Genomic DNA, 12,471 nt, shown 5'->3' on the forward strand with positions numbered 1-12,471 from the left:
CCTAGTTCTCTCTGGGTTCCCAGGGGGCCGGAAGCGTGAAGACAAACTCCGTGCCCTGCGGGAGGTGCGGGCGGTAATCAAGGTGACCACCATGTTGCTCCACCACCGTGCGGCACAGACTCAGGCCCAGGCCCATGCCTTCGGTGCGCGTGGTGAAGAAGGGGGTGAACAGCTGCTCGGCGACTTCCGCAGAAATGCCGGCGCCGCAGTCCATGATGGAAAATTCTACCCAACGCGCGTTATTACCGTCAGAACTGCGCCTGACAGCCATGGTCAACACCCTCTCCTTGAGCTCAGGCAGGTCCATGGCCTGCATGCCGTTGCGCGCCAGATTGAGCAGCACCTGCTCGACCATGGTGACATCGCACAGCACCCCCGGCAGATCGGGCTCCAGCTCCAGCTGCACTGTTGCATTGAGCTTGTGCGCCTGCAGATAGACCAGGGGCATGACGGCATCGATCAGCTCCACGGGCTGCACCACCTCTCTGGACTTGTCGCGTCGGCGCACGAAATCGCGCACGCTCTTGATGACCTTGCCCGCGCGGTCGGCCTGAAAACTGATGCGCTCCAGAGCCATGCGCAAGTCCTTGAGATGCGGGGCCTGAGGGTCAGTCGGCTCATGCTCCAGCAGATTGAGCGAGCCCGTGGCATAGCTGGAAATGGCGGCCAGCGGCTGTGTCAGCTCATGGCTGAGCATGGAGGCCATCTCGCCCACCGTAGCAAGGCGTGCTGTGGCCTGCAGGCGCTCCTGGGAGGCACGCGACATCTCCTCCATGCGGCGCTGCTCGCTGATATCGATGAAAGCGCTCATCCAGCCCGTGTGCTGGCCCTGGGCGGTGATCAGCGGCGCCTCGAAAATCAGCACCGGAAAACGCGAGCCGTCCTTGCGCATGAACACGCTCTCATGGCCCTGGCGCGGTGTGGGCAGCAGGCCGGCAAGGCGCTGATCGCGCCGGCTCACATATTCCTGGGCCAGTTCGGGCGGCCAGTAAGGCGCCACATTGAGGCCCAGCAGCTCCTGCGCGCTGAAGCCCACCATATTGCAGAAGGCCGGGTTCACATAGGTGATGCGACCCTGGAGATCGCGTGCACGCATGCCCGTGACCAGGGAGTCCTCCATGGCCTTGCGAAAGGCCAGCGCATCGCCCAGATCGCGCTCGGCCCGCAGGCGGCGGCGGTTGTCGCGCACCAGCACCACCACCACGGTCACCAGCGCGATCGACATGCCGGTCACCAGCGCCGTCATCACATTCGGAAAGACGCTGGGCGCGTGATGCCAGCTGTCCATGCGCAGCACCAGGGTGTTGCCTGGCAGGTCCAACAGTTGCTGGGCCGTGAACATGCGCGAGCCGCGCCAGGCCGCCCCCACCATGGCCAGACGCGTGCCGTCCGGCTCGGTGAACGAAACCTCCTGGGTGCGCGGCAAGGACTTGCCCACCTGGGCCATCAGAATGCCTTGCAGGCTGTACGTGCCCAGCACATAGCCCACCACATGGCCGTTCTCCGTCAGCGGCATGCAGACCTGCATGGTCTCCGTGCCCAGGCCCTCGCCCAGCAGCTGGAAGCGGCTGGGCGAGTACGATGGCCCGTTGACGCGCCTGGCCTGGGTACAGGTCAGGGCCTCGCCCGAATGCAGCTCGGGCAAATGGCTTTCGTCCTCGACCAGCAAGGTGCGATAAGGCGTCTCGGCATGCTCGATGAGGCGCATGTTTTCGCCCCGCCATTCGATGCGCATCAGGTCGCGGCGCTGCTGCAGCAATTCGGTCGCATGCTCGCGCCAGGCGGCATGCTTGCTGCTGTAGGCGCTCAGCGCCAGCAGGTCCTGCAGATTGCGGCCCAGCGCTGCACGGATATCGCCGACCGCATTGGCGGTGTCGCGCTCCAGCTTTTCCTGCACCTGCGATGCCTCATAGCGTCCGGCCAGCCAGACCATGGTGACCAGCATGCTGACCACCAGCGCCACCAGCAAGGTCCATAGCGACCAGCGCTTCCAGGCCATGCGCCAGCGCCGCCAGGGCCAATGGACAGGATGGTCCTCGGGCAGTGCGTCAAGAGCGGTATTCAGCGGATCAGTCACAGCACACGATGGGTCAAGGCCGGCAATTGCTGGCGCACTTGCAGCAAGCGGTCACGATTGAGCTCTCCCGCCACCACGCCACTGCCGCCGGCCTGCAGGCCCTGCACCTCGCCCCAGGGGTCGATCAGCAGACTGTGGCCCCAGGTGCGACGACCGTTTTCATGCACGCCGCCCTGGCCCGGTGCCAGCACATAGGCCAGGTTCTCTATCGCCCGTGCCCGCAGCAGCACCTCCCAGTGCGCCTGGCCCGTGGTGTAGGTGAAGGCACTGGGCACCAGCAGCAGATCGGCCCCCTGTGCGCTGAGCGCGCGGTACAGCTCGGGAAAGCGAAGGTCATAGCAGACGCTCAGGCCCAGGCGCCAGCGGGCGCCGTCTCTGGCCTGTATGTCGCAGACCACGGGCTGGCTGCCCGCCTGCACCACGGCGGCCTCGGTATAGCTCTCGCGCCCGTTGTCGAACTGAAAGAGGTGGATCTTGTCGTAGCGGGCCACGCATTCGCCCTCGGGCGAATAGACCAGACTGGTGTTGAGCACATGGCTGTCGTCAGCGGCCTGCAGCGGCAGCGTGCCGGCCACCACCCATAGCTGCAGTTGCCTGGCAGCCCCGGCCATGAAATCCTGGATCGGCCCCTGGCCAAAAACCTCCCGGTAGGCCAGCTTGTCGGTGTCCCTGGCTCCCATGGCACAGAAATACTCGGGCAGCACCACCAGCTCCGCACCCAGGGCGGCAGCCTGCTGCATCAGGCTGCGCGCCTGCGCCAGATTGGCTGCGACGTCCTGACCCGAGACCATTTGTAGAGCGGCAATCTTCATGGCTTCTCCTCTGAACCTGGAGCGGCAGCGGGCTGCTTGCCGACATCGTCGGCACCGGCTTTGGGCACGCTGCGCCTGGGCAGCTCGGTCACCTGCGGGTCTTCCCAGCTGCCGTGGATATGGAACTCCTTGGTCGTGGCCGCAATCAGCGGGCCACGCAAAATCATCTGGGCCAGAAAGCTGCTCAGCCCCACCACGGGATTGATGGCCGTCGCAACCAGGGAGGCGGACAGGGCGTTGATCTCCGGCACCACCACCACATGCAGGTCCTGGGTTTCCTTGTCGATATCGGCAGAGCCCTCCATCAGCACGGCCGCGTTCACGCCCTTCATCTGCATGTTATTCGTCTTGGCAATGCCGCGCTCTATGGTGACGTCGCCCCGCATGAAGTCGAAAGAGAAGCCGTTACGGAACACGTCGCGGAAGTCCAGCGTCAGCCGCCTGGGCAAGGACTGCAGGCTGAGCACGCCCAGCAGCTTGGCCAGTCCCGGATCTGCCTTGAGGAACTGGCCTTTTTGCACCTCCAGATGCACGGCGCCGGACATGGTCTTGAACTCCGGCGTCACGGGCGCCCCTGTCCAGCTGATTTCACCCTGCAGCTGGCCCTGTCCATTGGCAACCACGCCAGGCATGTCAAAGCGATTGAGCAGCTTGCCCACATCGCGCAGATTGAGCTGGAACTGCAGCTGGGTCTGACCCGGGTGCTTTTTGTCACTGGAGCGCAGCCCCCAGGAACCCTGGGCCGTCAACGTCGCCTCCGGCGTGCTGATATTGAAGCGCGACAGCTGCCATTCGCGCTGCCCCGCGCCGACGGACAACCCATGATTGCGCGCCACCACATCCAGCTTGCCCAGCGAACGCTTGCCCAGCTGGAAGTCGTCCACACTGACCTGCAAGGCCGGTAACTCGCGCACATTGCCGGTTTGTTCCGCAGCAGCATCCAGCCCTTCGTCCGGGCCGTCGGGAATGCTCAGACGCGAGAGCTTGGCGATGACCAGGCCGCCCGGCTCCTGCGCAGAGGGCTCGCGATACTCCACACGCCCCGCCAGCTCGCGTGACTGGATCTGGTTGGTCCAGACCTTGTTGGCATGGCTGAGCTGCAGGGATACATCGTGCAGCGAACGGCCATGGAGCTTCACCTCGCGCGCCTTGAGCGCCAGCTGCTGCGGCACAAACTGGCGCCAGCTCTCTTCCTCGGTACCGGGGCCATCGGCTGCGCCTCCTGCGCCATCGGGCCACAAGCGACTCCAGGCATCCAGATCAAGCACCGGCAGTTGCACCCTGGCCTGCAGGCCGGCAGGCGGCAAAGCGGCTTCCGCCTTGCCTGACTCCACCAGCTCCAGGCTGCCGCGTGTGATGCGAGCCTGCGCCCCGCTGATATCGCGCTCCAGCAAGGCTGCAGCCTGATTGCCCCATTGCACGCTGAACTGATCGGTCAGCGGCTTGGCCACGGCTGGCACCGTGCGGTTGACACGCAAGGCCAGGGAGCTGTCGGCCGCCTTGCCCAAAGGAGCTGGCAACATGACCGCCATGCCCTGCAGGTCGGACTGCAGGCTGATTTCCGGCACGCTGTGCAGCACCTTGATCTGCAGGCCATAACGGGCCTGGCCTTGCAGATGCTTGCCCAGAGCCACCAGCTCGCTCATCTCCTTGGCGTCACGCAGGCCCTGGGCCGTGGCAATACCGTCTACGCGCACTTGCACCGGAGCCGTGGCGGCGTCGGCGGCAGGCTTCATGCCGCCCTCTATGCGCACATCACCGCCCAGAGATCTGGCCTGCACGCCCGAGAGCTGAAAGCCGGTCTCCGAAAACTGCACATTGCCGCGCAGTTGGCTGAGTGTGGGCACATCGGGCATCAGCTGCAGCGTATTGCCCGCCAGCGCCACTTCACCCTGTACCTTGCTGCGCTCCATATGCATGGTGGGCAGATGCAGCCTGAGGCTGAGCCTGGCATTGCCCGTGGCCTTGCTGCCATCCAGAGCGTGGGCAGTCAGCGCAGACAGGGCAGAGCCTTGAACCAGGCTCAGCATATCGCCCAGAGCTCCATGAGCCTTGGCGTTGACCTCCACCTCGGTCAGGTTCCAGTCGGCCACTCCGGCCTGTGCTTCATCAACCACGATGGCGGTATGCCCCAGAAAGCCCTTGGCCTTGCGCACTTGCATGGAGTTGCGGTCGAACACCAGCTCGCCCGACAGCCTGGTCAGCGGCGGCCAGGGCTTTTCGCCGGGGTCGAGCAGATAGCCGGGCACAAACTGGTAGTTCACATCATGCACCTGGGCACTGATGTGGAATTCGCCCTTGCCCGGTTTTTCAAACGGCACATGCTCGAGCTCGCCCTTGACGCGGAAGTTCACTGCACTGGCCTGACCCGTGGTAATGGCCTCGCGCACATAGCGCAATGCCTCGCTGCCCAGATCCTGGGGCAGATAGCGATAAATGCGTTCACCCTTGGCGCGGCTGAGCTGCCCCTGCAGATCCAGCAGTCCCGGAAAGCGTGGCTGCTCCTTGGTCCCTGCACCGGACTGCCAGCTGGCCTGGGCCTGGCCGGCCGTATCTTCATTGGCGAAACGCAGGCGGGGCACTTGCACCTTGATGGACTGGCCCTTGTCCTGCAACTGCCAGCGCACCAGGCTGTCGAACTGGTCGAACGGGATATCGGGGTCTTCAAACACTCCGGGGAAGCTCAGCATGGCCTGATTGGAGGCCGCCGTCTTGGTCAGCGTTGCCTCGCCGCTGTCCTGGTCCAGGGTGAACTTGCCACTCAGCCCCCGCACGCCGGGAATACCTATGCTGTGCGGGCCCTCCTGCGAAGCTTGGGAACGCAAGCCCAACTGCTCGAAGCGCCCCGAGGCCTTGTACTGCCCCAGCTGCTGCAGAGGTCCGCGCCATGACAGCTTGAGATCACTCAGCTGTCCTGTCGGCGCAAGCGCCTTGAGCTGGGTCTGCACGGACTCCGGCAGGGGCAGGCGCTGCAGCATCTGCGCCGCAATGGCCAGGTCGATGCCATCGGCCTGAACATCACCATGTTCGCCCTGGCTGCCCTGCTCGGAAGCACCGGTCGGCACATAGCGCAGGCTGAAATCGCCTCTGGGCCAGTTCAGGCCGTCATCGGCCGTGAACTGCAACCCCTGGACGGAAAACTGGTAACCGTTCTGGTTCTTGGCCCGCAGGCGCCCCCGCAAGGCCTGCAGGGCCAGGGGCTCAGGTCTGTCCCGCCATTGAAGTTGCAGCGCCTGTACCGCGACATCGGCCACCCCGCCCACGGGCTGTCCGTGATCCACATCCAGCCAGGCCCTGACCGAGCCCTTGCCCTGCTGCAGCTTCCAATCCTGCGGACCCAGATACTGGCCAAGATGGGACAGGTCGATATGCGTGAAGTCCAGATAAGCCTGTCCGCTCCAGCGCTCCAGACGCCCTTCATGCACCGACAGCAAAGGCTCCTTGAAGTTGCCCATGACCGTGAAGCGCTGGCCCCAGCCCTCTGGCGGCGTGGCATCCAGCCGCAGGGAGTGGTGCCAGCGCTTGTTGCGCAGCACCAGATCCACATCCTGCAGTTGCAAGGGCGCAGCATTGCGCAGCTCGTCCACCCACTGCAGCTTGCCGCTGCGGATGGCGATTTCGGGCTGGGAGAAGATCCAGTCGGAGTCGGTTCCCTGCCCCGGATCGGATGACACGGCAATACCGGCCACAAAGATCTGGCCGTCGGCATCGCGGCGGACCGTCAGATCCGGCCCTTCCAGGTATATCTGCTCGACTCCCAGGGTCATCAGCGAATGGGCAGAGACCGCCACCACCACCTTGGGCAGCAGCAAGGCCTCACTTTTGTTCGCGGGGTCATGCAGGACTACGTCGCCCAGCTCGAAGGTCGGTACCAGACCCGAGCGGTAAGCACTCAGCCGGCCAATGGAAACCGGTACACCCAGGCTGCGTGAGGCCAGGGATTCCAGCTCGGGGCGCCACTGTTCGATTCGCGGCACAATCCAGAAATGGAGCACCCCCCACACGGTGGCCAGCAGCAGCCACAGGCTAAGGACCAGTCCCAGAGACCACCGTGCCAAGCTGGCCAGCCTATGAATTTGGCGAGTTGGGAGTGGTTTCGGTTCGATCATCGGTGGCCTAGCAATGGCAGGAATTATGACCGGCGCCCCGTGCGCGTTTCGGTAACCACACGTTGCCGAACTGATTACCTGCCTGCCTGACATCATTTTTTACGGTCCGCATGCAGTCCCCAGAGCAAGCAATGGCAGAAAACGCCCTCAATGTTCCTTCCCCGGCCCAGTACTCGCGCTTTGTGCAGCGCCTTCACCGCCGTTACGAGAACTGGTTTGACGCCTTGCCGCCGGGAGCCCCCGATCGGGCTCTGATGGAGCAGGCCCTGGGCACGCTGCACTCGCGCGGCCTGGATCTCTCCGCGGCGCTGCGCGTGCTGCGCCAGCTGGTGATGGAGCGCATCATCGTGCTGGACTGCGAACAGCAGGCGCCCCTCGCCGTGGTGACCAAGGCTGTCACCGAGCTGGCGGAGCTGGCCCTGGACCGTGCCTGCACCCAGGTGCGCGCCGAACTCGACACCCGGCATGGCGCACCCCAAGGCCCTGCCGGCCAGGAAGTCCAGTTCTGGGTCATAGGCATGGGCAAGCTCGGCGCCCGCGAGCTCAATGTCTCCAGCGACATCGACCTGATCTACGTCTACGAACATGACGGAGACACCCAGGGCAAGGCCGACGGCCGCGGCGTAATCTCCAACCACGAGTACTTCGGCCGCGCCGTCAAGGGCATCTTCAGCCTGATCGGCGACACCACCGAGCACGGCTTTGTCTTTCGCGTCGACCTGGCCCTGCGGCCCAACGGCAATTCCGGCGCCCCCGCCGTCTCGCTGTCCTCGCTGGAGGAGTATCTGCAGATCCATGGCCGGGAGTGGGAGCGCTTTGCCTGGCTCAAGAGCCGCATCGTGGCGCCGCTGGCCGATATCCAGACCCCCAACGTCCAGGCCCTGCGCGGCGTGGTGCTGCCCTTTGTGTTCCGCCGCTATCTGGACTATGCGGTGTTCGACTCGCTGCGCAGCCTGCACCGCCAGATCCGCGACCACGCCTCCAAGCGCAGCGCAGGCCACCCCGAGCGCGCCAACGACGTCAAGCTCTCGCGCGGCGGCATCCGCGAGATCGAATTCATCGTGCAGCTGCTGCAGGTGGTGCGCGGCGGCCAGTTCCCCGAACTGCGCCGTCGCCCCACGCTGGAAGCGCTGCAGCGCCTGGTGCAGGCCAATCTGATGAGCGCCGAAATTGCCGATGCGCTGAGCCGCGCCTACATCTTCTTGCGCCAGGTGGAGCACCGCATCCAGTATCTGGACGATCAGCAGACCCATGTGCTGCCCACACGCGACGATGATCTGCTGTGGATTGCCCGCACCCTGGGCTACGCCGATGCCTGTGGCTTTCTGCACCAGCTGGACGAGCATCGCGAACTGGTGGCACAGGAGTTCGACACCTTGCTCGGCGGTGACTCCCAGCAATGCAGCAACGGCCACTGCAATGCCGCCAAGGCCGCGGCAGGCGGGCCGCCCACGCCCAGAGACATCGAAGACCTGATCGAGGCCCTGCCTCCCTCGCTGGCCGGGCAGGTCGCCGACTGGCGCAGCAATACCCGCATCAATGGCCTGCGCGACGAGGCGCGGGCCCGTTTGTTCAGGCTGGTGGAGCGCACCTCGCAATGGGTGGAAAGCGGCCAGTCCGGCGAAGAAGCTGCCAAACGCTTTCTGCAGTGGCTGGAGCCCCTGCTACGCCGCGAAAGCTACCTTGCCCTGCTGCTGGAACGCCCGGCAGTTCACGAGAGATTGCTACATCTTTTGGGAGCTGCACGCTGGCCTGCACGGTACCTGCAGCAACACCCCGGGGTGATCGATGAGCTGGCCAGCGATGCCATCCTCAAGGAGCGCTTTGTTGCAGCAGACTTCGAGCACGAGCTGGCCATGCGCCTGGCCGCCCTGCAATCCACGGGCGAGGACGACGACGAAACCCTGCTCAATCTGCTGCGCCGCGCCCACCATGCCGAAGTCTTCCGCACGCTGGCGCGCGATATCGAAGGCCGCATTACCGTAGAGCAAGTGGCCGACGACCTCAGCGCCCTGGCTGACAGCGTGCTGCGCATCACGGCCCAATGGTGCTGGAGCCGGCTCAAGAGCCGCCATCGCGATACGCCACGTTTCGGCATCGTGGGATACGGCAAGCTGGGCGGCAAGGAACTCGGCTACGGCAGCGATCTGGACATCGTCTTCGTCTTCGATGACGACGATGACCGCGCGCCCGAGGTCTACGCGGCCTATGTGCGCAAGCTCATCAACTGGCTGACCGTCAAGACCGGTGAAGGCGATCTGTTCGAGATCGACACCGCGCTGCGCCCCAACGGCAACTCGGGCCTGCTGGTGACCAGCTTCGAGTCCTATGCCAATTACCAGCAGCAGCGCGGCAGCAACACCGCCTGGACCTGGGAGCACCAGGCCATGACGCGTGCCCGCTTTGTGCTGGGCAGCCGCGACTTTCCCTCGCCTGCAGGTGAGCCTGCGACCGATCTGCACCTGCATCAGCGCTTTGATGCGGTGCGCGAAGCCGTCATCACCGCGCCGCGCGATGCCGCTGCTCTGCGCAACGAGATTGAAACCATGCGTGAGCGGGTGCGTGGCGCCCACCCGGTACGCGGTGGCCTGTTTGACGTCAAACACAGCCCCGGCGGCATGGTGGATGTGGAATTTGCCGTGCAGTACCTGGTGCTGGCCGAATCCGGCGCTCACCGCGAGCTGATCGCCAATGTGGGCAATATCGCCTTGCTGCAACGCGCCGAAGACGCGGGCCTGCTGCCCAAGGCAGTGGGCTATGAAGCCGCCAAGGCCTACCGCGAGCTGCGCCGCCTGCAACACGTGGCAAGACTGGATGAGCGCTCCGGACAGCTGGAACCAGAGCAGGCCCAAGCCCAGCGTGAAGCGGTACTCAAGCTCTGGACTGCGGTGTTCGGGCCAGTCGCCTCAACACAAAGCAGCTAGCGGCCTCAGGGCCTGGAGATGGGTGAGCACCTGCTTTTCGAGGCGCTGGCAGCATCCGTCAAGATTTGCCTACAGGCATTGCCAAATTGTTACAAAAATGAAACCCACGGGGGCTGGAACTTCTGCAACAGTGTCTTATCTGATAGTCAAGTGCAATGAACTGACAGGTCTGCATTCACCAATTTCCAGTTGCGAAGCCCTTGGGTACGCCCATTGAACGATCCCCGGAGCGCTTCTCCTCCCTCCCTCTCTTAATTCGTTTCGGGATGCTTCGCAGCTTTTTTATGCCCCAAAAAAGGCCACTTCCGAGTGGCCTTTTTCTTGGCTGACATGCCGCCACTCAATGGGGCACGGTGTTCACAAAACTGGGGCGCGCCGCCAGCTTGGTCAGCAAGGCGGCCAAGTTCGGATGCTCTGCGCGCCAGTCCATCTCGGGAAAGCGGAAATCCAGCCAGGCCAGGGCACAGCCGACGCTGATATCGGCCAGCGTCAGATGCGTGCCTCCGCAGCAAAACGGCTTCTCGCCCAATCCATGAGACATGACCTTGAGCGCGGCCTGGACCTTGCCCATCTGGCGGTCCATCCAGGCCTGGCTGCGCTGCTCTGCGCTGCGGCCGGGCCAGGTGGCCTCCAGCCGCACCAGAACGGCAGCGTCCAGCATGCCGTCGGCCAGGGCCTCCCAGGTCTTGACCTCGGCACGCTCGCGGCCCGTGCCCGGAATCAGCTTGCCGACCGGCGAAAGTGTGTCCAGATATTCGACGATGACACGCGAATCGAACATGGCCTCCGTGCCGTCCATCACCAGACGCGGCACCTTGCCCAGAGGATTGCCCGTACCCGGTGAGAGCGCTTCCTCCCAGGGGTTCTCTTCGACAAATTGATAGTCCAGCTTCTTTTCGGCCAGCACGACGCGGACTTTGCGCACATAGGGGCTGGTGGTGGAGCCTATTAGTTTCATAGCAGCGGTTCCATGACACGAGTCACCGGCGACGGGCCGGTGCAATGATTCTATGCGCTGCCATGGCGGCCCGGCTGCCGCCGCACAGGGCCGCCATGGTGCCGGCCGCGGCCGCCGAGCAACCCAGCGCTGCGTGCGACTGATGCAGCACACCTACAATTGCGCCACCATGAACCTGTCCTCCCTCACCGCCATCTCTCCCTTGGACGGCCGCTACGCCGCCAAGCTGTCCGCACTGCGCCCCATCATGAGCGAATACGGCTATATGCACCGCCGTGTTCAGGTCGAGGTGACCTGGTTCATCGCCCTGTCGGATGCCGGCTTTGCCGAATTCCCCGCGCTGTCGGCCGAATCGCGCGACTATCTGCACGCGCTGGTCGCCAACTTCTCCGAAGCCGATGCAGACGCCATCAAGGCCATCGAAAAGACCACCAACCACGACGTGAAGGCCGTGGAGTACTGGATCAAGTCCAAGTTCGACGGTCGCGCCGAGCTGCAAAAGGCTGCCGAGTTCGTGCACTTTGCCTGCACCAGCGAAGACATCAACAACACCAGCCACGCCCTGCAGATCCGCGTTGGCCGCGACACCGTGCTGATGCCCGCCATCGACGGCATCATCGCCAAGCTGCGCGAGATGGCCCACCTCTACGCCGAAGTGCCCATGCTCAGCCGCACGCACGGTCAAACCGCCTCTCCCACCACCGTGGGCAAGGAACTGGCCAACGTGGTCGTGCGCCTGCAAAAGGCCGCTGCCAACATCGCCGGCGTGAAGATTCTGGGCAAGATGAACGGCGCCGTGGGCAACTACAACGCCCACCTGTCGGCCTGGCCCGAGTTCGACTGGGAAGCGTTCAGCCAGAACGTGGTGGAATCCGCCGAGCCCAAGGGTCTGGGCATCAGCTTCCAGCCCTACTCCATCCAGATCGAGCCCCATGACTACATGGCCGAGCTGTTCGATGCCATGGCTCGCACCAACACCATCCTGATCGACCTGTCGCGCGACATCTGGGGCTATGTGTCCCTGGGCTTCTTCAAGCAGCGCCTGAAGGCTGGCGAGATCGGCTCGTCCACCATGCCCCACAAGGTCAACCCCATCGACTTCGAGAACTGCGAAGGCAATCTGGGCATGGCCAACGCCATGCTCAAGCATCTGGCCGAGAAGCTGCCCATCAGCCGCTGGCAGCGTGACCTGACCGACTCCACCGTGCTGCGCAACATCGGCGTCGCCTTCGGCTACACCACGCTGGCCTACGCCTCGCTGATGACCGGACTGAACAAGCTGGAACTCAACGAAGAGCGTCTGCAGGAAGACCTGAACAACGCCTGGGAAGTGCTGGCCGAGCCCATCCAGACCGTGATGCGCCGCTATGGCGTGCAGGGCGCCTACGAAAAGCTCAAGGAAGTCACGCGCGGCAAGACCGTGCTGGCCGAAGACCTGCACCGCCTGATCAACGGTCTGGAAATCCCCCAGGCCGACAAGGACCGTCTGCTGGCCATGACGCCTGCTTCCTACATCGGCAAGGCTGCCGAGCTGGCCAAGCGCGTTTGATCCGCAAAAAAGGATAGCTGCTAGCGCTTGATATTCAAGTTT

General features: G+C 64.2%; 6 protein-coding genes. 2 read left to right on the top strand and 4 right to left on the bottom strand.

Annotated features, from left to right (window positions below; all coding sequences use genetic code 11):
* Nucleotide 1 precedes the first annotated feature (1 nt).
* Genes CTR2_RS27240 through CTR2_RS27250 form a run of 3 tightly spaced genes read right to left on the bottom strand, consistent with a single transcriptional unit; the run spans nt 2 to nt 6,947 of the window.
* Nucleotides 2-2,077: a two-component system sensor histidine kinase NtrB gene (locus CTR2_RS27240; RefSeq protein ID WP_087085617.1), complete on the bottom strand. Its 2,076-nt coding sequence runs from the start codon at nt 2,075-2,077 to the stop codon at nt 2-4.
* Nucleotides 2,074-2,889 (bottom strand): carbon-nitrogen hydrolase family protein, encoded by an 816-nt coding sequence (locus tag CTR2_RS27245; RefSeq protein WP_087085616.1) that lies wholly within the window; start codon nt 2,887-2,889, stop codon nt 2,074-2,076. The genes CTR2_RS27240 and CTR2_RS27245 overlap by 4 nt, the downstream gene beginning before the upstream one ends.
* Entirely contained in the window at nt 2,886-6,947 is a 4,062-nt protein-coding gene (locus CTR2_RS27250) for a YhdP family protein (protein ID WP_087085615.1), read from the bottom strand. The genes CTR2_RS27245 and CTR2_RS27250 overlap by 4 nt, the downstream gene beginning before the upstream one ends.
* A 182-nt stretch (nt 6,948-7,129) precedes the next feature.
* Between CTR2_RS27250 and glnE the strand changes: the two genes are divergently transcribed.
* Complete coding sequence (glnE, locus tag CTR2_RS27255; protein WP_087085614.1) at nt 7,130-9,922, top strand: bifunctional [glutamate--ammonia ligase]-adenylyl-L-tyrosine phosphorylase/[glutamate--ammonia-ligase] adenylyltransferase; 2,793 nt, start codon at nt 7,130-7,132, stop codon at nt 9,920-9,922.
* A 340-nt stretch (nt 9,923-10,262) separates the two neighbouring features.
* Here glnE and CTR2_RS27260 read toward each other — a convergent pair whose 3' ends face one another.
* Complete coding sequence (locus CTR2_RS27260) at nt 10,263-10,880, bottom strand: glutathione S-transferase C-terminal domain-containing protein (RefSeq protein WP_087085613.1); 618 nt, start codon at nt 10,878-10,880, stop codon at nt 10,263-10,265.
* A 169-nt stretch (nt 10,881-11,049) separates the two neighbouring features.
* Here CTR2_RS27260 and purB point away from each other — a divergent pair, with 169 nt between their 5' ends.
* Nucleotides 11,050-12,429, top strand: coding sequence for an adenylosuccinate lyase (gene purB, locus CTR2_RS27265; RefSeq protein WP_034401209.1), 1,380 nt, complete (start codon nt 11,050-11,052; stop codon nt 12,427-12,429).
* Nucleotides 12,430-12,471: the final 42 nt, after the last annotated feature.

Source organism: Comamonas thiooxydans (genome assembly GCF_002157685.2).
In the GTDB taxonomy this organism is placed as follows: Bacteria; Pseudomonadota; Gammaproteobacteria; order Burkholderiales; family Burkholderiaceae_C; genus Comamonas; species Comamonas testosteroni_H.